The organism is Pseudomonas oryzihabitans NBRC 102199, from assembly GCF_000730625.1.
Lineage (GTDB): Bacteria > Pseudomonadota > Gammaproteobacteria > Pseudomonadales > Pseudomonadaceae > Chryseomonas > Chryseomonas oryzihabitans.
Map to the genome: position 1 here is coordinate 310,084 of NZ_BBIT01000005.1, position 19,989 is coordinate 330,072.

At 63.6% G+C, this 19,989-nt stretch carries 19 protein-coding genes; 4 read left to right on the forward strand and 15 right to left on the reverse strand.

Annotated features, from left to right (window positions below; all coding sequences use genetic code 11):
* Positions 1–7 precede the first annotated feature (7 nt).
* The 15 genes from atpA to rpmH form a co-directional block, all read right to left on the reverse strand.
* On the reverse strand, positions 8–1,552 hold the full coding sequence (gene atpA / locus POR01S_RS07695; protein WP_007160120.1) for a F0F1 ATP synthase subunit alpha: 1,545 nt from the start codon (positions 1,550–1,552) through the stop codon (positions 8–10).
* A gap of 18 nt (positions 1,553–1,570) precedes the next feature.
* Positions 1,571–2,107: a F0F1 ATP synthase subunit delta gene (locus POR01S_RS07700; RefSeq protein WP_027598717.1), complete on the reverse strand. Its 537-nt coding sequence runs from the start codon at positions 2,105–2,107 to the stop codon at positions 1,571–1,573.
* Positions 2,108–2,119: 12 nt separating this feature from the next.
* Positions 2,120–2,590: a F0F1 ATP synthase subunit B gene (locus POR01S_RS07705; protein WP_007160122.1), complete on the reverse strand. Its 471-nt coding sequence runs from the start codon at positions 2,588–2,590 to the stop codon at positions 2,120–2,122.
* Between the two features lie 55 nt (positions 2,591–2,645).
* Positions 2,646–2,903, reverse strand: a complete 258-nt coding sequence (gene atpE / locus POR01S_RS07710; RefSeq protein ID WP_003097235.1) for a F0F1 ATP synthase subunit C — start codon at positions 2,901–2,903, stop codon at positions 2,646–2,648.
* 139 nt (positions 2,904–3,042) lie between these two features.
* Positions 3,043–3,906, reverse strand: coding sequence for a F0F1 ATP synthase subunit A (atpB, locus tag POR01S_RS07715; protein ID WP_042134968.1), 864 nt, complete (start codon positions 3,904–3,906; stop codon positions 3,043–3,045).
* Positions 3,907–3,922: 16 nt separating this feature from the next.
* A complete protein-coding gene (locus POR01S_RS07720) occupies positions 3,923–4,327 on the reverse strand; it encodes a F0F1 ATP synthase subunit I (RefSeq protein WP_037006585.1) in 405 nt (134 codons plus the stop codon).
* A 146-nt stretch (positions 4,328–4,473) separates the two neighbouring features.
* The gene (locus POR01S_RS07725; RefSeq protein ID WP_042134970.1) at positions 4,474–5,346 is read right to left on the reverse strand and encodes a ParB/RepB/Spo0J family partition protein; all 873 of its coding nucleotides are present in this window, start codon (positions 5,344–5,346) and stop codon (positions 4,474–4,476) included.
* A gap of 9 nt (positions 5,347–5,355) precedes the next feature.
* The gene (locus tag POR01S_RS07730) at positions 5,356–6,150 is read right to left on the reverse strand and encodes a ParA family protein (protein ID WP_007160127.1); all 795 of its coding nucleotides are present in this window, start codon (positions 6,148–6,150) and stop codon (positions 5,356–5,358) included.
* Between the two features lie 8 nt (positions 6,151–6,158).
* Positions 6,159–6,803 (reverse strand): 16S rRNA (guanine(527)-N(7))-methyltransferase RsmG, encoded by a 645-nt coding sequence (gene rsmG / locus POR01S_RS07735; protein ID WP_042134972.1) that lies wholly within the window; start codon positions 6,801–6,803, stop codon positions 6,159–6,161.
* Entirely contained in the window at positions 6,803–8,695 is a 1,893-nt protein-coding gene (gene mnmG / locus POR01S_RS07740; protein WP_042134973.1) for a tRNA uridine-5-carboxymethylaminomethyl(34) synthesis enzyme MnmG, read from the reverse strand. Before mnmG ends, rsmG begins: the two co-directional genes overlap by 1 nt.
* A 445-nt stretch (positions 8,696–9,140) precedes the next feature.
* A complete protein-coding gene (gene mnmE, locus POR01S_RS07745) occupies positions 9,141–10,502 on the reverse strand; it encodes a tRNA uridine-5-carboxymethylaminomethyl(34) synthesis GTPase MnmE (RefSeq protein ID WP_042134974.1) in 1,362 nt (453 codons plus the stop codon).
* Positions 10,503–10,565: 63 nt separating this feature from the next.
* On the reverse strand, positions 10,566–12,281 hold the full coding sequence (yidC, locus tag POR01S_RS07750; RefSeq protein WP_027598723.1) for a membrane protein insertase YidC: 1,716 nt from the start codon (positions 12,279–12,281) through the stop codon (positions 10,566–10,568).
* Between the two features lie 2 nt (positions 12,282–12,283).
* Positions 12,284–12,532, reverse strand: coding sequence for a membrane protein insertion efficiency factor YidD (yidD, locus tag POR01S_RS23365; protein WP_007160132.1), 249 nt, complete (start codon positions 12,530–12,532; stop codon positions 12,284–12,286).
* Positions 12,525–12,926 (reverse strand): ribonuclease P protein component, encoded by a 402-nt coding sequence (rnpA, locus tag POR01S_RS07755; protein WP_042135436.1) that lies wholly within the window; start codon positions 12,924–12,926, stop codon positions 12,525–12,527. The genes yidD and rnpA overlap by 8 nt, the downstream gene beginning before the upstream one ends.
* A gap of 12 nt (positions 12,927–12,938) precedes the next feature.
* Positions 12,939–13,073, reverse strand: a complete 135-nt coding sequence (rpmH, locus tag POR01S_RS07760; RefSeq protein ID WP_007160134.1) for a 50S ribosomal protein L34 — start codon at positions 13,071–13,073, stop codon at positions 12,939–12,941.
* 526 nt (positions 13,074–13,599) lie between these two features.
* On the opposite strand from rpmH, the gene dnaA reads away from it, so the two are divergent.
* Genes dnaA through gyrB form a run of 4 tightly spaced genes read left to right on the forward strand, consistent with a single transcriptional unit; the run spans position 13,600 to position 19,738 of the window.
* Positions 13,600–15,069: a chromosomal replication initiator protein DnaA gene (dnaA, locus tag POR01S_RS07765; protein WP_007160135.1), complete on the forward strand. Its 1,470-nt coding sequence runs from the start codon at positions 13,600–13,602 to the stop codon at positions 15,067–15,069.
* Positions 15,070–15,097: 28 nt separating this feature from the next.
* On the forward strand, positions 15,098–16,201 hold the full coding sequence (gene dnaN / locus POR01S_RS07770; RefSeq protein ID WP_007160136.1) for a DNA polymerase III subunit beta: 1,104 nt from the start codon (positions 15,098–15,100) through the stop codon (positions 16,199–16,201).
* A 10-nt stretch (positions 16,202–16,211) separates the two neighbouring features.
* Entirely contained in the window at positions 16,212–17,321 is a 1,110-nt protein-coding gene (gene recF / locus POR01S_RS07775; RefSeq protein WP_007160137.1) for a DNA replication/repair protein RecF, read from the forward strand.
* A complete protein-coding gene (gene gyrB / locus POR01S_RS07780) occupies positions 17,318–19,738 on the forward strand; it encodes a DNA topoisomerase (ATP-hydrolyzing) subunit B (protein WP_042134978.1) in 2,421 nt (806 codons plus the stop codon). The genes recF and gyrB overlap by 4 nt, the downstream gene beginning before the upstream one ends.
* Positions 19,739–19,989 lie beyond the last annotated feature (251 nt).

Sequence of the window (19,989 nt, forward strand, 5' to 3'; positions counted from 1 at the left end):
TCGCGGCTTACCAGGTTTGCGTGGCCTTGAACTTCTCGATTCCCGCCTTGATGCCGGCGTCGATCTCGTCGTTGAAGTCGCCCTTCACGTTGATCTTGGCCATCAGGTCGGCGTGATCGCGGTTGAAGTAGGCGATCAGGGCCTGCTCGAAGCTACCGATCTTGTCCAGGGACACATCGCTCAGGAAACCACGCTCGGCGGCGTACAGGCTCAGGGACATCTCGGCGATGGACATGGGCGCGTACTGCTTCTGCTTCATCAGCTCGGTGACGCGCTGACCATGCTCGAGCTGCTTGCGGGTGGCTTCGTCCAGGTCCGAGGCGAACTGGGCGAAGGCCGCCAGTTCACGGTACTGGGCCAGCGCGGTACGGATACCGCCGGACAGCTTCTTGATGATCTTGGTCTGGGCCGCACCACCCACACGGGATACCGAGACACCGGCGTTGACCGCCGGGCGGATGCCCGAGTTGAACAGGCCGGCTTCCAGGAAGATCTGGCCGTCGGTGATGGAGATCACGTTGGTCGGAACGAAGGCGGACACGTCGCCGGCCTGGGTCTCGATGATCGGCAGTGCGGTCAGCGAGCCGGTCTTGCCGGTCACGGCGCCGTTGGTGAACTTCTCGACGTAGTCGGCGGAGACGCGGGAGGCGCGCTCGAGCAGACGGCTGTGGAGATAGAACACATCGCCGGGATAGGCTTCACGGCCCGGCGGACGACGCAGCAGCAGGGAGATCTGGCGATAGGCCACGGCCTGCTTGGACAGATCGTCATAGACGATCAGGGCGTCTTCACCGCGGTCGCGGAAGTATTCGCCCATGGTGCAACCCGAGTAGGGTGCCAGGAACTGCAGGGCCGCCGATTCGGACGCACTGGCTGCCACCACGATGGTGTTGTGCAGAGCGCCGTTCTCTTCCAGCTTGCGCACCACGTTGGCGATGGTCGACTGCTTCTGACCAATGGCGACGTAGACGCAGCGGATGCCGCTGTTCTTCTGGTTGATGATGGCATCGATCGCCATAGCGGTCTTGCCGATCTGACGGTCACCGATGATCAGCTCGCGCTGACCGCGGCCTACCGGGATCATGGCATCGACGGCCTTGTAGCCGGTCTGCACCGGCTGGTCGACCGACTGACGCCAGATCACGCCCGGTGCGACCTTCTCGACGGCGTCGGTGGCGCTGGCGTTCAGCGGACCCTTGCCATCGATGGGGTTGCCCAGGGCGTCGACGACGCGACCCAGCAGTTCCGGACCAACCGGGACTTCCAGGATGCGGCCGGTGCACTTGGCGCTCATGCCTTCGGCCAGACCCAGGTAGCTACCCAGGACCACGGCGCCGACGGAGTCCTGCTCCAGGTTCAGCGCCATGCCGTAGATGCCGCCGGGGAATTCGATCATTTCGCCGTACATGACGTCGGCCAGACCGAAGATCCGCACGATACCGTCGGACACGCTGACGATGGTGCCTTCGTTGCGGGCTTGCGAGGTCACGTCGAGTTTCTCGATGCGACCCTTGATGATTTCACTAATTTCGGAAGGATTGAGTTGCTGCATGCTACTGCCCCTTCAAACTCAAGGTTTCAACGCTTCGGCCAGTTGCGCGAGCTTGCCGCGAACGGAGCCATCGATTACCAAGTCGCCGGCGCGGATTACCACACCACCGATCAGGCTCGCATCCTCGGATGCATTTAGTCGCACTTGTCGACCTAGCCTTGCGCTGAGAGCCTTGGCGAGTTTGTCTTGCTGTTCGTCGCTCAAGGCGAAAGCACTAGTGACTTCCGCCTCAATGGATTTTTCCTGCTCGGCCTTGTACGCCTCGTAAATCTCGGCGATGGCCGGGAACAGGTCGATCCGGTCGTTTTCTGCCACGGTCCGAACGAAGTTCTGGGACTGTGCATCCAGCTGATCGCCACATACGTCGATGAGCAATCCGGCCTTGGCGTCCGCAGTCAACTGCGGCTGCTGAAGCAGCTGGCGCACGGTCCCATCTTGGGATACCGCGGCGAGCAGCCCTAGCGCGGCCGACCATTGGGTCAACTGCTGCTGGGACTGTGCGAACTCGAAAGCCGCCTTGGCATAGGGCCGGGCCAGCGTGTTCAGTTCTGCCATTGGTGGCCTCGCTTAGATTTCCGCTGCCAGTCGGTCGACCAACTGGGCATGAGCATTGGCATCAACGGTCGATCCGAGGATCTTCTCGGCGCCGGCCACGGCCAGCACGCCGACGCGAGCACGCAGAGCGTCCTTCGCGGTGTTGATTTCCTGCTCGATTTCCGCCTGAGCCTGCGCCTTGATCCGGTCGCCTTCGGCACGGGCCTTGGCCTGTGCGTCCTCGACGATCTGAGCGGCACGCTTGTTGGCTTGCTCGATGATCTCGGCTGCCTGGCCCTTGGCTTCGTTCACTTTCTGGTTGGCTTGCTGCTGTGCCACTTCCAGATCACGAGCCGCGCGGTTGGCAGCGTCAAGGCCATCGGCAATCTTCTTCTCACGCTCACGCAGCGCCGAGATGATCGGCGGCCACACGTACTTCATGCAGAAGAGCACGAAGATGAAGAAGGCAACGGACTGGCCTATCAGGGTTGCATTAATGTTCACGCCAACACCTCGCTCGTTCGTTGTCCATCAGTCCTGCCTACACCCGCGAGGGTGATCAGCCGGCGATCTGACCAACGAAGGGGTTAGCGAAGGTGAAGAACAGGGCGATACCAACACCGATCATGGTCACGGCGTCGAGCAGACCGGCGACGATGAACATCTTGACTTGCAGCATCGGAACCATTTCCGGCTGACGAGCGGCGCCTTCCAGGAACTTGCCACCCAGCAGACCGAAGCCAATGGCGGTACCCAGAGCGCCCAGGCCAATCAGCAGAGCAACGGCGATCGCGGTCAAACCAACTACAGTTTCCATCTTTCCTCCCGACTTTTTTAGTCGTCTTGGTTAAGGTTGAAGCGAAAAAGTTTTCCCAAGTTACCCGGCGGACAAGGCCCGCCGGGACTCACGGCAGAACCGCCTCCGGACGCCGTCAGCAGCGCCCGGGGGCCATTCCTTAGTGACTTTCTTCGTGCGCCATCGACAGGTAGACGATGGTCAGCATCATGAAGATGAAGGCCTGCAGGGTGATGATGAGGATGTGGAACACCGCCCACGCCCACTGCAGCACGATACCCAGACCGCCCAGTGCCAGACCGTTGGCGAACATGATGGCGATCAGGATGAAGATCAGCTCGCCCGCATACATGTTGCCGAACAGTCGCAGTGCCAGCGAGATCGGCTTGGCGATCAGGGTGACGAATTCGAGCAGGAAGTTGATCGGAATCAGGATGATCTGCAGCAGCGGATTCTTGCTGCTGAACGGGTGCAGGGTCAGCTCGCCGAAGAAGCCGCCTAGACCCTTCATCTTGATGCTGTAGAAGATGATCAGGCCGAACACCGACAGGGCCATGCCCAGGGTGGCGTTCGGGTCGGTGGTGGGCACCACGCGGAAGTAGGTGTGCTCGCCGAACAGCATGCCGGCCACGGACGGCAGCCAGTCCACCGGCACCAGGTCCATCAGGTTCATCAGGAAGATCCAGACGAAGATGGTCAGGGCCAGGGGCGCGATCAGGGCGTTCTTGCCATGGAAGGTGTCACGGACGCTGCCGTCGACGAATTCCACCAGCACTTCGACGAAGTTCTGCAGGCCGCCGGGCTGACCGCTGGTGGCCTTCTTGGCGATGCTGCGGAACAGCACCAGGAAGATCAGGCCGAGAGCGACCGACCAGCCGAGGGTGTCCACGTGGAAGGCCCAGAAGCCCATTTCCTTAGCTTCAGCGGGGGTGTGGGCGAAGCTCCAGCCGTTCACCGGATGCAGACCATAGGTCAGGTTCTGCAGGTGGTGCTGGATGTAGCCCGAAGCGGAGTCTGCTGCCATGTGTGCCTCGAATGCCTTAAGGTCTAGTCGGTTTTTTCAGTAGCAGGGGCGCGCCGGCATTGACCATCAGCGTCAACAGGTAGACGCCGAACAGTGCAGGAGCCGAAAGCGGTTTTACCCCGGCAAACGTCAGTGCAAAGAGCACTGCCGTGAGAATCAGTTTGCCCGCCTCGCCCGAGTAGAAAGAACGGACGATGTCTCGGGCGGCATGGGCGCCGCGATAGCGGAACGCCTTGAACGAAAAATACAGATTGGGCAGCCAGGCAATCAGCCCGCCCAACAATCCGGAATAACCGGCGACCTTACCGACGAAGCAAGACAAGACAACGGCGGCACACGACGCGACAGCCAGTTGGACGAGCAGCAGGCGAAAGGCAGGCTGGTGATGGAAGGGCAGGCGTTTGGGCGTGCGGCGGTCCATCGGCTCGAAGTCCTCTGGTGTCGGCATAATAGTTGTTTTCACTGGCATGCTTTGTGCCGACAAAAAGCGGGCAAAGTATAGGGGCGCGCCAGGGGTGGTTCAAGCCACCCCGGACAGATTGCCTTTCTTGCCGGAAGGCATTTGTGTCAGCGAATGTGCGCTAGTACGCCTTGAAGTTCGTCCAAAGAGGAATAGCGGATCACCAGTTGACCCTTGCCCTTCTCGCCATGGCGGATCTGCACGTTGGCGCCCAAACGCTCGGCCAGACGCTGCTCCAGCCGGCTGATGTCCGGATCCACCGCAGGCGCCTTCTCCACCGGCTCCGCACCGCTGAGCCACTGGCGCACCAGGGCCTCGGTCTGGCGGACGGTGAGACCCCGTGCGACAACGTGCCGCGCCCCTTCGGCCTGGCGGGCCTTGGGCAGGCCGAGCAAGGCGCGGGCATGGCCCATTTCCAGCTCGCCCCTGGCCAGCAGGTCCTTGGCCTCTTCGGCCAGAGCCAGCAGGCGCAGCAGGTTGGTCACGCCCGAGCGCGACTTGCCGACGGCTTCGGCCACCTGGGCCTGGGTCAGCTCGAATTCGTCCTGCAACCGCTGCAGGGCCATGGCCTCTTCCAGCGGATTGAGGTTCTGCCGCTGGATGTTCTCGATCAGCGCCAGGGCGATGGCCACCTGGTCGGGCACATCGCGCACCAGCGCGGGGATGCGGTCCAGGCCGGCCTGCTGGCTGGCGCGCCAGCGGCGTTCACCGGCGATGATCTCGTAACGGCCTTCGCCGATGGCACGCACCACGATGGGCTGCATCAGCCCCTGGACGCGAATGGAGTTGGCCAGCTCTTCCAGAGCGGTCGGATCCATGTGCCGGCGCGGCTGGTACTTGCCGCGCTGGATGATGTCCACCGGCAGCGATTGCAGTTCGCTGACCGGGGTGGCGGCGGCCTGCTCCTGCAGGACCTTGACGCTGGCACCGCCGAGCAGGGCGTCGAGACCGCGGCCCAGACCTCGTTTCTTCACAGCCATGGGGATTCCTTAGGCAGTCTTGGCGACGCGAGCCGCCTTGCGCTGACGTTTGACCAGCTCGCTGGCCAGCTCCAGATAGGCCGCGGCCCCCTTGGAGCTCTTGTCGTAGACCAGCGCGGGCATGCCGTAGCTGGGGGCTTCGGCCAGGCGGACGTTGCGCGGAATGATGGTTTCGTAGAGCTCGTCGCCGAAGTGCTGCTTGAGCTGGGCGGCGACGTCGTTGGCCAGGCCGATGCGCGGATCGAACATGGTGCGCAGCAGCCCTTCGATCTTCAGCTGCGGATTCAGCCGCTGGGCGATGTGCTGGATGCTGCCGATCAGATCGGTCAGGCCTTCCAGGGCGAAGTATTCGCACTGCATGGGAATGATCACGCCATCGGCGGCCACCAGGCCGTTGATGGTCAGCATGGACAGCGACGGCGGGCAGTCGATGAGCACGTAGTCGTAGTTGTCCCGCACCGGGGCCAGGGCATCGCGCAGGCGGCTCTCGCGCCCGCTCATCTCCAGCAGCTCGACTTCCGCGGCGGTGACGTCGCGGTTCGAGGGCAGCAGCTGGTAGCCGCCGTGCTCGGAAAAGTGCATGGCGTCGAGCAGGCCGCAGGCGCCGGTGAGGACGTCCAGCACCGAATGCTCCAGGGCATGCTTGTCCACCCCGCTGCCCATGGTGGCGTTACCCTGGGGATCGAGGTCGATCAGCAGCACCTTGCGCCGGTTGGTGGCGGCCAGAGAAGCGGCGAGATTGATGCACGTCGTGGTCTTGCCCACCCCGCCCTTCTGGTTGGCTATCGCGTAAACCTTGGCCATGTACCGCCTTACCCCTCTCCGTTCGTGCGGCGCAGTATCAGCAAGTGCCGCTGGCCTTGGCAACCGGGAACCGCGAGGACGTGCGCCGCCGCAACCCGGAAATCCGCTGGTAGCTTGGCCAGCTCGTCGTCGGGGTGCAGCCCCTTCATCGCCAGCCACTGTGTTTGGTTGTCGCCCAGGTGGCGCGTCCAGGTGGCGAAGTCGTCGATGGCGCTGAACGCCCGCGAGACGATGCCGGTGAAGGGCGCGGCGGGCTGGTAGGCCTCGACGCGGGCATGCACCACCTCGAGATTGGCCAGCCCCAGCTCGATCCTGGCCTGGGTCAGGAAGCGCGTCTTCTTGCCGTTGCTGTCGAGCAGGGTGAAGCGCGACTCCGGAAAGAGGATCGCCAGGGGAATGCCCGGCATGCCGCCGCCGCTGCCCACGTCCAGCCAGTGCCCGGCGCCCACGTAGGGGACGATGCTGAGGCTGTCCAGCAGGTGCCGCGAGACCATCTCGTTGGGATCGCGCACCGCGGTGAGATTGTAGGCCTTGTTCCACTTGACCAGCAGGTCCAGGTAGCCCAGCAGGCGCTCTTCCACGGCGGCGGGCAGCGCCACGCCGAGCGTCTCGGCGCCCTGGCGCAGTTCGTTGGCTTGAATCGCGCTGGCCATCAGGCGCTGTGCTCCAGGCTGCGACCGGCGCTGCGCTTCTTCAGGTGGATCAGCAGCAGCGAGACCGCCGCCGGGGTGACCCCGGGAATGCGCGAGGCCTGACCGAGGGTTTCGGGACGGGCCTGGGCCAGCTTGTGCTGAATCTCCTTGGACAGGCCGGAGATGCTGGCGTAGTCCAGCTCGGCGGGCAGCGCCACGGCGTCGCTGGCGCGCAGCCGCTGGATCTCGTCCTGCTGGCGATCGATGTAGCCGGCGTACTTGGTCTTGATCTCGATCTGCTCGGCGACCTGGGTCTCGGCCGGCGTTTCGCCCACCGCGGCCATCAGGCCGGCGTAGTCGATCTCCGGGCGGGCCAGCAGGTTCTGCAGGTTGTATTCGTGGTTGAGCGGGGTGCCGAAGCGTTCGGCCACCGCCGTGCCCTGGGGCGTGCCCGGACGGATCCAGGTCGCCTTGAGGCGCTGCTCTTCCAGGGCGATGCCCTCGCGCTTGGCTTCGAACAGCGCCCAGCGCTGATCGTCCACCAGGCCCAGCTCGCGACCCTTCTCGGTCAGGCGCAGGTCGGCGTTGTCTTCGCGCAGGATCAGCCGGTATTCGGCGCGCGAGGTAAACATCCGATAGGGCTCCTGGGTGCCCAGGGTGATGAGGTCGTCCACCAGCACGCCGAGGTAGGCCTCGTCGCGGCGCGGACACCAGGCCTCGCGGCCCTGGGCGCGCAGCGCGGCGTTGGCACCGGCGAGCAGCCCCTGGGCGCCGGCTTCTTCGTAGCCGGTGGTGCCATTGATCTGGCCGGCAAAGAACAGGCCGGCGATGACCTTGGTTTCCAGGCTGTACTTGAGATCCCGCGGATCGAAGAAGTCGTATTCGATGGCGTAGCCGGGTCGCAGGATGTGGGCGTTCTCCATGCCGCGCATGGAGCGCACCACCTCGAGCTGCACATCGAAGGGCAGCGAGGTGGAGATGCCGTTGGGATAGAGCTCGTGGGTGGTCAGACCCTCGGGCTCAAGAAAGACCTGATGGCTGTCCTTGTCGGCGAAGCGGTGGATCTTGTCTTCGATGGACGGACAGTAGCGCGGCCCTACCCCTTCGATCACGCCGGAGTACATGGGCGAACGATCCAGGTTGGCGCGGATGATGTCGTGGGTGCGGGCGTTGGTGTGGGTGATCCAGCAGCTGACCTGCGCCGGATGCTGCTCGCGATTGCCGAGGAAGGACATCACCGGCAAGGGAGTGTCGCCAGGCTGCTCGGTCATCACCGAGAAGTCCACCGAGCGGCCGTCGATGCGCGGCGGCGTGCCGGTCTTCAGTCGCGATACCCGCAGCGGCAGTTCACGCAGGCGCTGGGCCAGGGCGATGGCCGGCGGGTCCCCGGCTCGTCCACCGCTGTGGTTCTGCAGACCGATGTGGATAAGACCACCGAGGAAGGTCCCGGCAGTGAGCACCACGTTGTCGGCATGGAATTTCAGGCCCATCTGGGTGATCACGCCGGCGACGCGATCGCCTTCGACGAGGAGGTCGTCGCAGGCCTGCTGGAATATCCACAGGTTCGGCTGGTTTTCCAGCGTGTAGCGGATGGCCGCCTTGTACAGCACGCGATCGGCCTGGGCGCGAGTGGCGCGCACGGCAGGTCCCTTGCGGCTGTTGAGAATGCGGAACTGGATGCCGGCGAGATCCGTGGCCGCGGCCATGGCGCCGCCCAGGGCATCGATCTCCTTGACCAGATGGCTCTTGCCGATGCCGCCGATGGCGGGGTTGCAGCTCATCTGGCCGAGAGTTTCCACATTATGCGTGAGCAGCAGGGTGCGCACACCCATGCGAGCGGCCGCCAGGGCCGCTTCGGTACCGGCATGGCCGCCGCCGATCACGATGACGTCGAAACGGGAAGGAAAGTCCACCACGCACCTCGTGCCTGTTGGCAGGAATTCAAAGGAAAGCCGGCAAGTATAAGGCCTGGACGTCGCTTGCAGAAGGGGGCTCTGGCCAAAAAATGATCAGCCGGCCTGGCAGACACCCAATATAAACAATAGGGAAGAAAGTTTTAAAAGGACTGATATAGAGCTTATGTATATGAAGGCCCTTAGCTGTGGATAAGCCTATGCAGCCCTCGTCAGCGCTGGGCTGGGGAAAACCTGAACCCCGTGTACGTCTTGTGCTGTGGATGAATACAAGCTCTCAGCATCCTGTGGACCCTTTGCCCGCTTATCCACAACGCCAGTCATGGACAGTTCGTGCACCGATTTATGGGCAGACCTCAGGCAGGGTTATCAACAGGGCTCTGGAAAGGGGGGATGAGGACAGCCAAGGCCTGCGTTGCACAGGCCGGGAACGGCGGGCGGGAGGCTATTTGCCGATGCAGAAGCTGGAGAAGATGCGCCCGAGCAGGTCGTCGGAGCTGAAGGCGCCGGTGATCTCGCCAAGCACCTGCTGGGCCTGGCGCAGGTCTTCGGCCAGCAGTTCGCCGGAGCCGGCCAGGGTGAGTTGGCGATAGCCGTGGTCCAGGGCGCTGGCGGCCCGCTGCAGGGCATCCAGATGGCGGCGGCGGGCGCTGAAGCCGCCTTCGGTGGTCTGTTCGAAGCCCATGCAGGCCTTGAGATGCTCGCGCAGGGCTTCGATACCGGCGCCATCGGTGGCGCTGAGACTGATCTCGACCGGCTCGGTCGCCAGCAGCCCGGTGGGCTCACCGGTGAGGTCGGCCTTGTTGCGGATCACCGTCAGCTTGTCCAGCGGCGGCCGGGTGCTCAGCAGTTCCGGCCAGAGCGCCTGGGGATCCCGGGCTTCCGGAGCGCTGGCGTCCACCACCAGCAGCACCCGGTCGGCGCCGGCAATGGCATCCAGGGCGCGCTGGACCCCGATCTGCTCGACCCGGTCGCTGGTGTCGCGCAGGCCGGCGGTATCGACCACATGCAGCGGCATGCCATCTAGGTGGATATGTTCGCGCAGGACATCCCGGGTGGTGCCGGCGATGTCGGTGACGATGGCGGCCTCACGCCCGGCCAGGGCGTTGAGCAGGCTGGACTTGCCTGCATTGGGGCGACCGGCGATCACCACGGTCATGCCGTCGCGCAGCAGGGCGCCGCGGTTGGCTTCGCGCTGGACCTCGTGCAGCTCGGCCTGGACGCCCTCCAGCAGGCCCTGGACCCGGCCGTCGGCGAGGAAGTCGATCTCTTCCTCGGGAAAGTCGATGGCCGCCTCGACATAGATGCGCAGGCGGATCAGCTGTTCGACCAGGCTCTCCACCCGGCGCGAGAATTCGCCCTGCAGCGAACGCAGGGCATTGCGCGCCGCCTGTTCGGTGCTCGCCTCGATGAGGTCGGCGATGGCTTCGGCCTGCGCCAGGTCGAGCTTGTCGTTGAGAAAGGCGCGTTCGCTGAATTCACCCGGGCGGGCCAGGCGGGCGCCCTCTTCCAGTGTGCGGCGCAGCAGCAGGTCGAGGATCACCGGGCCGCCATGGCCCTGGAGTTCCAGCACGTCTTCGCCGGTGAAGGAGTTGGGACCGGGAAAGAACAGCGCGATGCCGGCGTCCAGCACGCTGCCGTCGGCGGCGAGGAAGTTGCCGTAGTGGGCATGCCGGGGCGGCAGCTCGCGGCCGCAGATCGCCCGCGCCAGCGGGGCGGCCAGGGGACCGGAGACGCGGACGATGCCGACCCCGCCGCGCCCGGTGGCGGTGGCGATGGCGGCGATACTGTCGGAAGGCAGGGACATGACGATCCTCCAGAAAGCACGACGCCCCAATCAAGGGGCGTCGTGTGGACAGAATGAGCGGGGTCAGGCCTTCTTGCTGGCCGCCTCGATCTTCCGGGTAATGTACCACTGCTGCAGGATCGACAGGCAGTTGTTGACGATCCAGTACAGCACCAGACCGGCCGGGAACCACAGGAAGAAGAAGGTGAAGATGATCGGCATCATCTTCATGACCTTGGCCTGCATGGGATCCGGCGGTGCCGGGTTCAGCATCTGCTGCACCAGCATGGTACCGCCCATGATGATCGGCAGGATGAAGAAGGGATCCTTGGCCGACAGGTCGGTGATCCAGAACATCCAGGGCGACTGGCGCATCTCGACGCTTTCCAGCAGCACCCAGTACAGTGCCAGGAACACCGGCATCTGCACCACGATGGGCAGGCAGCCACCCAGGGGATTGATCTTCTCCTTGCGGTACAGCTCCATCATCGCCTGGGACATCTTCTGGCGATCGTCGCCATACTGTTCCTTCAGCGCCTGCAGTCGCGGGCCGACGGCACGCATGCGCGCCATGGAACGGTAGCTGGCGGCGGACAGCGGGAAGAACAGCATCTTGATGATGATGGTCAGGACGATGATCGACCAGCCCCAGTTACCCAGGATGCTGTGGATATGCTGCAGCAGCCAGAAGATCGGCTGGGCGATGAACCACAGGAAGCCGTAGTCGACCGTCAGTTCCAGGCCGTGGGACAGGGTCTTGAGGTGCTCCTGGATCTTCGGACCGGCATAGAGGGTCAGTGAGGTCTCGCCCTTGCCACCCGCCGGCACGCTGAACTGCGGACCGGTGAAGCCGACGATGTAGTTGCCCTGGGCATCCTTGCGGGTGGTGATCTGGTGCTGCTCATCCTTGTTCGGCACCCAGGCGGTGACGAAGTAGTGCTGCAGCCAACCCACCCAGCCGCCCTGCACGGATTCCTGCAGGCGGTTCTTGTCCATGTCGCTCATGGACACCTTGCGATAGGGCTCGGCCGGGGTACCGACCGCGGCGCCCAGGTAGGTGGACACGCCGGTGGCGGTGGTGGCCGAGGGATCGCCGCTCTTGTCACGCTTGAGCTGGGCGTAGAGCACGCCGTTCCAGGCGTTGGCGCTGTGGTTGTCGATCAGGTAGCTGACCTGGATCTGGTAGGCGTCCGGATTGATGCAGGTGATCTTCTTCTGCGCCTTCTCGGCGTCCGAACAATCGACCTTCAGGCCCCGGTGGAAGGTGAATCTCTTGGTGTAGTCCACGCCATTGGCCTGGTACTTGAGATCCACCACCAGTTGCGGCTGGCCATCGGCGAGCACGTAGCTGGACTGCGCCGAGGTGTACAGCGGACGACCGGCGCTGTTGGCATCGGGTCCGTTGGCACCGGTCAGGCCGCTCTGGGCCAGATAGAGACGCTCGTTGCCGTTGTCGAACAGCATGAAGGGAACGTCGGGGTGGTCCTGGCGACGGGGGTACTGCACCAGTCCGAGCTGGACGATGTCACCACCGCGCGGATCGATGGCCAGATCCAGGACGTCGGTACGCACCTTGATGAGCGCGGTGCTCGGTTGGGCGGCCGAGTTGTCCACTGGCGCCGCGGCCTTGGCATCGGCCGGTACGTCGGTGGGCACGTTGGGGGTATCGCCCGGCAGGACGCTGGTCTGCGTCTTGGCCGTGGGCAGATCGGCCTGGCCGTAATCCTTGTTCCACTGGAAAACCAGGGTGTAGGACACGATCGCCAAGGCGGCAATGAGTAGCGGGCGCTTGATATCCATGTTTACTCGGCCATCGAAGAGGTCGGGGCTGGGTTCTTTGCGGGAGGAACGGGATCATATCCGCCTGAGTGCCAGGGATGGCACCGGCACAGTCGCCGTGTGGTCAGCCAGCCACCACGCAGCAGCCCGTGGCGCTCGATGGCTTCGAGGGCGTAACCGGAACAGGTCGGATAGAAACGACAGTGACTGGCCATCATGGGGCTGATGGCGTAACGGTAGAAGCGAATCAGCAGCAGGGCCGGTTTACGCATGAGCACCGTCGGGACTGTCGATTGGGTGGGCAACGGTCTTGCTCGCCTGGCGATTGAGACGTTTCCACAGTTGCAGCAGCTGATCGTGCAATTCGGGATTGTCGACTTCGCCAAGTCCCTTGCGGGCGACGAAGACCAGATCGAAGCTGCCCAGGCGGTCCTGATTCAGACGGAAGGAATCCCGGATGACCCGCTTGATGCGATTGCGCTCGACAGAAAGCTTGACGCTCTTCTTGCCGATGACCAGCCCGAGGCGGGAATGGTCGAGCCCATTGGCATGGGCGAGCAGCAGCAGGTGCTTGCCGGATGCCTTGTGGGTGGGAGAGTCAAAGACCGCTTGGAACTGTTGGGAGCTCAGTAAGCGCCTGTCCCGACCGAAATCCTGACTCACCACCTGACCGGGCAATCAGATCGCCAGACGCTTGCGGCCTTTGGCACGGCGACGGGACAGAACCTGACGGCCGTTCTTGGTTGCCATACGAGCACGGAAACCGTGGACACGGGCGCGCTTCAGGGTGCTGGGTTGGAAGGTGCGTTTCATGGACTTTTACCTAGGTGAAAGCGGCAAGGCATGAGTGCCCCGCGCAAAGAGACCGGCGATTCTAGAGAAAGCCTCGGTACAGGTCAATTTCCAACCAGCACCGGCTGACAGGAGACCGCGCAAATAAAATCAACAGGTCAGAAGGTTTTAAAAGACTGTTGAAGTGAATATGTATGGTGCAGCGGATTTCTGTGGATAGATCGTGCCAGGCCAGACGGGCTCTGACCGGAGCGGGGACGGAAAGTCTGTTTTCAACAGGTGCAGTTCGGGTGCTCTGCCTGCTGAGAGGCTGTGGATAAGCAAGGCTGTTACGCACAGCAGGATTATCCACAGCGAAAAGCCCCGGGATGTCCAGAGAGGTCAGACGGCGTTATCCACAGAGCTGACGGTCGTGCGTCCGCCCGTTGCCTTCGTGACGGCTATCTGTTGGGAAACTGCGCGGTCATGTGGATAACCCGGGTGGGGAGGGATACAATGGGCGTTTGCTCATGGCCCGTCCGGGCCGCTCCAGTTCTTGGGAGACGCTGTGTCGGTCGAACTCTGGCAACGTTGCGTGGATGTGCTGCGCGACGAGCTGCCTTCGCAACAATTCAATACCTGGATCCGGCCACTGCAGGTGGAAGCGGAAGGGGATGAGCTGCGGGTGTTCGCGCCCAATCGCTTCGTGCTCGACTGGGTCAACGAGAAGTACCTGAGCCGCATCCTCGAATTGCTCGAGGAACATGCCGACGACGGCATCGCCCCGGTGCTGTCCCTGTTGATCGGCAGCAAGCGCAGCAACAAGCCGCGTCCGGCGCAGACGCCAAGCAGCCAGAGCACCCCGCTGCCTCCTCCGGTGCAGGCTCCGCAGCCGATCCAGTCGGACATCGTCACCGCGGGCGTCGCCCTGGAAGACGTGACCGCGGAACTGGCCGAGGCCGACGAGCCGGCGGTCAAGACCGAACGTACCGTGCAGGTGGAAGGCGCGCTCAAGCACACCAGCTACCTGAACCGTACCTTCACCTTCGAGAACTTCGTCGAGGGCAAGTCCAACCAGCTGGCCCGCGCCGCGGCCTGGCAGGTGGCGGACAATCCCAAGCACGGCTACAACCCGCTCTTCCTTTATGGGGGCGTGGGTCTGGGTAAGACCCACCTGATGCACGCGGTGGGCAACCACCTGCTCAAGCGCAATCCGAACGCCAAGATCGTCTATCTGCATTCGGAGCGCTTCGTCGCCGACATGGTCAAGGCGCTGCAGCTAAACGCCATCAACGAATTCAAGCGCTTCTACCGCTCGGTGGACGCGCTGCTGATCGACGACATCCAGTTCTTCGCCCGCAAGGAGCGTTCGCAGGAAGAGTTTTTCCACACCTTCAATGCCCTGCTCGAAGGTGGACAACAGGTGATCCTCACCAGCGACCGCTATCCCAAGGAGATCGACGGCCTGGAAGAGCGGCTCAAGTCGCGCTTCGGCTGGGGTCTCACCGTGGCGGTGGAGCCCCCGGAGCTGGAAACGCGGGTGGCGATCCTGATGAAGAAGGCCGACCAGGCCAAGGTCGATCTACCCCACGACGCCGCCTTCTTTATCGCCCAGCGCATCCGCTCCAACGTGCGGGAACTGGAAGGCGCGCTCAAGCGGGTGATCGCCCATGCCCACTTCATGGGCCGCGACATCACCATCGAGCTGATCCGCGAATCGCTCAAGGATCTCCTGGCGCTGCAGGACAAGCTGGTCAGCATCGACAACATCCAGCGCACCGCGGCCGAGTACTACAAGATCAAGATCGCCGATCTGCTGTCCAAACGCCGCTCGCGTTCGGTGGCCCGGCCGCGGCAGGTCGCCATGGCGCTGTCCAAGGAGCTGACCAACCACAGCCTGCCGGAAATCGGCGACGCCTTTGGCGGACGCGATCACACGACGGTGTTGCACGCCTGTCGCAAGATCGCCGAACTTCGGGAATCCGACGCGGATATCCGCGAGGATTACAAGAACCTGCTGCGTACCCTGACGACCTGACGGACGCGGCCCTGGCAAGGACCTGACCATGCATTTCACCATTCAACGCGAAGCCCTGTTGAAACCGCTGCAGCTGGTGGCCGGTGTCGTGGAACGTCGGCAAACGCTGCCGGTGCTGTCCAACGTACTTCTGGTCGTTGAAGGCCAGCGGCTGTCGCTGACCGGTACCGACCTGGAAGTCGAGCTGGTTGGCCGGGTCGATCTGGAAGAAGCCGCCGAAGCCGGCGAGATCACCGTGCCGGCGCGCAAGCTGATGGATATCTGCAAGAGCCTGCAGCCCGATGCGCTGATCGACATCCGCACCGAGGAGCAGAAGCTGCTGATCCGCGCCGGACGCAGCCGTTTCACCCTGTCCACCCTGCCGGCCAACGACTTCCCCACCGTGGAGGAAGGTCCGGGTTCGCTGAAGTTCAGCATTCCCCAGGGGCGCCTGCGCCGGCTGATCGAGCGCACCGGCTTCGCCATGGCCCAGCAGGACGTGCGCTACTACCTCAACGGCATGCTGCTGGAAGCCAGCACCGGGCGCCTGCGCGCCGTGGCCACCGATGGTCACCGCCTGGCCATGTGCATGCTGGAAGCCGACGTCGACCAGGCCGAGAAGCACCAGGTCATCGTGCCGCGCAAGGGCATCCTGGAATTGTCGCGCCTGCTCACCGAACCGGAAGAGCCGGTCAACGTGGTGCTGGGCCAGCACCATATCCGCGCCACCACAGGGGACTTCACCTTTACCTCCAAGCTGGTGGACGGCAAGTTCCCCGACTACGAGCGCGTCCTGCCGCGGCATGGCGACAAGCTGGTGCTGGGCGAACGTCAGCACCTGCGCGAGGCGTTCAGCCGCACCGCCATTCTCTCCAACGAGAAGTACCGCGGTATCCGCCTGCAGCTGGAAAACGGCTTCATGAAGATCCAGGCCAACAACCCGGAGCAGGAAGAGGCCGAGGAAGAACTGCAGGTCGATTACGACGGCGGCAGCCTGGAGATCGGCTTCAACGTCAGTTACCTGCTCGACGTGCTCGGCGTGATGACCACCGACCAGGTGCGCATCACCCTGTCCGATTCCAGCAGCAGTGCGCTGTTGCAGGAGGCGGGCAACGACGATTCCTCCTATGTCGTGATGCCGATGCGCCTCTGATCGCCGCTCGATGACGCTGATCCGCTTCAACGCCGACCGCCTGCGCAATCTGCAGGCGGTCGCGCTTCAGCCCTCGCCCCGGGTCAACCTGCTGCACGGCGCCAACGGCAGCGGCAAGACCAGCCTGCTGGAAGCCATCCACCTGCTGGGCCTGGCCCGCTCCTTTCGCAGCACCAAGCTTGCGCCGGTCATCCAGCACGAGCAGGCCAGCTGCACGGTGTTCGGCCAGGTACGGCTGCCGGGGGGCCAGGACTGCAACCTGGGCATCCAGCGCGAGCGCGGCGGCGACTACCAGATCCGCATCAATGGCGAGAATGCCCGCAGTGCGGCGCAGCTGGCCGAGGTGCTGCCGCTGCAGCTGATCAACCCCGACGGCTTCCGGCTGCTCGAAGGCAGTCCCAAGATCAGACGGCAGTTTCTCGACTGGGGCGTGTTCCACGAGGAACAGCGTTTTCTGCCCCTATGGCAACGCCTGCAAAAGGCGCTCAGGCAGCGAAATCACTGGCTCAGACGTGGTAAAATCGACCCTGCGGCGCAGGCCGCCTGGGATCAGGAACTGGCCCTGGCCAGTGCCGAGATCGATGGCTTTCGCCAGGCCTATATCCAGCGCCTGAAACCGGAATTCACCGCGGTGCTGGCCGAGCTGATCCAGCTCGACGGCCTGACCCTGAGTTACTACCGCGGCTGGGACCGCGAGCGCGATCTGCGCGAGGTGCTGGCGGATAGCTTGCCGCGGGATCTGCAGCTGGGGCATACCCAGGCCGGTCCCCAGCGCGCCGACCTGCGGATCCGCATCGGCAATCACAACGCGGCGGACATCCTGTCGCGCGGCCAGCAGAAGCTGGTGGTGTGCGCACTGCGCATCGCCCAGGGGCGGCTGGTCAACCAGGTCAAGCGGGGCCAGTGCGTCTATCTCATCGACGACCTGCCCTCGGAACTGGACGAGGGACACCGGCTGGCCTTGTGCCGGCTGCTGGAGGCACTGGAGTGCCAAGTCTTCATCACCTGTGTCGAGCGCGAGACGCTACAGGCCGCCTGGCGGCCGGAGACAGAGGTCAGCGTGTTTCACGTGGAACACGGCCATATCAAGCAGACCCACACTAGCGGGAGCCAAGCATGAGCGAGACCAATACCTACGACTCTTCCAGCATCAAGGTGCTGAAGGGACTGGATGCCGTGCGCAAGCGCCCCGGCATGTACATCGGCGACACCGATGACGGCACCGGCCTGCACCACATGGTCTTCGAGGTGGTGGACAACTCCATCGACGAGGCCCTGGCCGGCTTCTGCAGCGAGATCAGCATCACCATCCACATGGACGAATCCATCACCGTGCGCGACAACGGTCGCGGCATCCCGGTGGATATCCACAAGGAAGAAGGCGTTTCCGCGGCCGAGGTCATCATGACCGTGCTGCACGCCGGCGGTAAGTTCGACGACAACACCTACAAGGTGTCCGGCGGCCTGCACGGCGTGGGCGTCTCGGTGGTGAACGCCCTGTCCGAGGAGCTGCGGCTGACCATTCGCCGCGCCGGCCAGGTGTGGGAGCAGGTCTATGTGCATGGCGTGCCCCAGGCACCGCTGGCGGTGATCGGCGAGACCGACACCACCGGTACCCAGGTGCACTTCAAGCCGTCCGCCGAGACCTTCAGCAACATCCAGTTCAGCTGGGACATCCTGGCCAAGCGGATTCGCGAGCTGTCCTTTCTCAACTCCGGCGTCGGCATCGTTCTGCGCGACGAGCGCAGCGGCAAGGAAGAGCTGTTCAAGTACGAAGGCGGCCTGCGTGCCTTCGTCGATTACCTCAACACCAACAAGACCGCGGTGAACGAGGTGTTCCATTTCCAGGTGCAGCGCGAAGACGATGGCGTCGGCGTGGAAGTGGCCCTGCAGTGGAACGACAGCTTCAACGAGAACATCCTCTGCTTCACCAACAACATTCCCCAGCGCGACGGCGGTACCCACCTGGCGGGCTTCCGCTCGGCACTGACGCGCAACCTGAACAACTACATCGAGGCCGAGGGCCTGGCCAAGAAGTTCAAGGTGGCCACCACCGGTGACGACGCCCGCGAAGGCCTGACCGCCATCATCTCGGTCAAGGTGCCGGATCCCAAGTTCTCCTCCCAGACCAAGGACAAGCTGGTCTCCTCCGAGGTGAAGACCGCGGTGGAACAGGAGATGGGCAAGTACTTCTCCGACTTCCTGCTGGAGAATCCCAACGAAGCCAAGGCGGTGGTCGGCAAGATGATCGACGCGGCCCGGGCCCGGGAAGCGGCGCGCAAGGCGCGGGAGATGACCCGCCGCAAGGGCGCCCTGGACATCGCCGGTCTGCCCGGCAAGCTGGCGGACTGCCAGGAGAAGGATCCGGCGCTGTCCGAACTCTACATCGTGGAGGGTGACTCCGCCGGTGGTTCGGCCAAGCAGGGCCGCAACCGGCGCACCCAGGCGATCCTGCCGCTCAAGGGCAAGATCCTCAACGTCGAGAAGGCCCGCTTCGACAAGATGCTCTCCTCCCAGGAGGTGGGCACCCTGATCACCGCGCTGGGCTGCGGTATCGGTCGCGAAGAGTTCAACATCGACAAGCTGCGCTACCACAACATCATCATCATGACCGATGCTGACGTCGACGGATCGCACATCCGTACCCTGCTGCTGACCTTCTTCTTCCGCCAGATGCCGCTGCTGATCGAGCGGGGCTACATCTACATCGCTCAGCCGCCGCTGTACAAGGTGAAGCGTGGCAAGCAGGAGCAGTACATCAAGGACGACGAGGCGATGGAGGAATACCTGACCCAGACCGCCCTCGAGGAAGCCAGCCTGCACGTCAACGAGAACGCCCCGGGCCTGTCCGGCGTGGAACTCGAGAAGCTGGTGAACAGCTATCGCCAGGTGATGAAGACCTTCAAGCGCCTGTCGCGCCTCTATCCGGCCGACGTCAGCGAACACCTGCTGTACCTGCCCCGCGTGGGCGTGGAGCAGCTGGGTGACGAGGCGGCCATGCGCCAGTGGCTGACCGGCCTGGAAACGCGCCTGAAGGCTGCCGAGCGCAATGGCACCACCTACACCCTCAGCCTGCGCGAAGACCGCGAGCGCAGCCTGTGGCTGCCGGAGGTCGAGACCCGTGCCCACGGCCTGTCCAGCTACGTCACTTTCAACCGGGATTTCTTCGGCAGCAACGATTACCGCCTGGTGACCGAGCTGGCCGCCCAGCTGGACAACCTGCTGGAGGAAGGCGCCTACGCCAAGCGCGGCGAACGCCGGCGCCCGGTCAGCACCTTCAAGGAAGCCTGGGAATGGCTGATGGTGGAGACCAGCAAGAGATTCAACATCCAGCGCTACAAGGGCCTGGGCGAGATGAATCCGGATCAGCTGTGGGAAACCACCATGGACCCGAACGTGCGCCGCATGCTGCAGGTGACCATCGAGGACGCCATCGCCGCCGATCAGATCTTCAACACCCTGATGGGCGATCAGGTGGAGCCGCGCCGCGACTTCATCGAGAGCAACGCCCTGGCCGTGTCGAACCTCGACGTCTGATCCCGCGGTTATGCACAAGCCCCGCTATGCGGGGCTTTTTTGTGGAAAACATTCTGCCTAGAGAGCCGCAGCGTTTCGTTCCCCAGGAGCGAACGCCGTTCATCTTATAGCCAGAGGTTTTGTGGATAGTTTTCCTCAGCCGCTTTTGATCATCACAGAAAATTTGCGTAAAGAGGCCGTGCCATGCGGCATAGAGACACAGGCTATAACGGATGATCCTGTGGATAAGCCTGGGAATAAGCTTGTCGGTA

What these genes read in the sequence shown, in the direction of transcription:
- atpA (WP_007160120.1), bottom strand. Translation starts at nt 1,552, where the DNA reads ATGCAGCAACTCAATCCTTCCGAAATTAGTGAAATCATCAAGGGTCGC.
- POR01S_RS07700 (WP_027598717.1), bottom strand. Translation starts at nt 2,107, where the DNA reads ATGGCAGAACTGAACACGCTGGCCCGGCCCTATGCCAAGGCGGCTTTC.
- atpE (WP_003097235.1), bottom strand. Translation starts at nt 2,903, where the DNA reads ATGGAAACTGTAGTTGGTTTGACCGCGATCGCCGTTGCTCTGCTGATT.
- atpB (WP_042134968.1), bottom strand. Translation starts at nt 3,906, where the DNA reads ATGGCAGCAGACTCCGCTTCGGGCTACATCCAGCACCACCTGCAGAAC.
- POR01S_RS07720 (WP_037006585.1), bottom strand. Translation starts at nt 4,327, where the DNA reads ATGGACCGCCGCACGCCCAAACGCCTGCCCTTCCATCACCAGCCTGCC.
- POR01S_RS07725 (WP_042134970.1), bottom strand. Translation starts at nt 5,346, where the DNA reads ATGGCTGTGAAGAAACGAGGTCTGGGCCGCGGTCTCGACGCCCTGCTC.
- POR01S_RS07730 (WP_007160127.1), bottom strand. Translation starts at nt 6,150, where the DNA reads ATGGCCAAGGTTTACGCGATAGCCAACCAGAAGGGCGGGGTGGGCAAG.
- rsmG (WP_042134972.1), bottom strand. Translation starts at nt 6,803, where the DNA reads ATGGCCAGCGCGATTCAAGCCAACGAACTGCGCCAGGGCGCCGAGACG.
- mnmE (WP_042134974.1), bottom strand. Translation starts at nt 10,502, where the DNA reads ATGTCCCTGCCTTCCGACAGTATCGCCGCCATCGCCACCGCCACCGGG.
- yidC (WP_027598723.1), bottom strand. Translation starts at nt 12,281, where the DNA reads ATGGATATCAAGCGCCCGCTACTCATTGCCGCCTTGGCGATCGTGTCC.
- yidD (WP_007160132.1), bottom strand. Translation starts at nt 12,532, where the DNA reads ATGCGTAAACCGGCCCTGCTGCTGATTCGCTTCTACCGTTACGCCATC.
- rpmH (WP_007160134.1), bottom strand. Translation starts at nt 13,073, where the DNA reads ATGAAACGCACCTTCCAACCCAGCACCCTGAAGCGCGCCCGTGTCCAC.
- dnaN (WP_007160136.1), top strand. Translation starts at nt 15,098, where the DNA reads ATGCATTTCACCATTCAACGCGAAGCCCTGTTGAAACCGCTGCAGCTG.
- recF (WP_007160137.1), top strand. Translation starts at nt 16,212, where the DNA reads ATGACGCTGATCCGCTTCAACGCCGACCGCCTGCGCAATCTGCAGGCG.
- gyrB (WP_042134978.1), top strand. Translation starts at nt 17,318, where the DNA reads ATGAGCGAGACCAATACCTACGACTCTTCCAGCATCAAGGTGCTGAAG.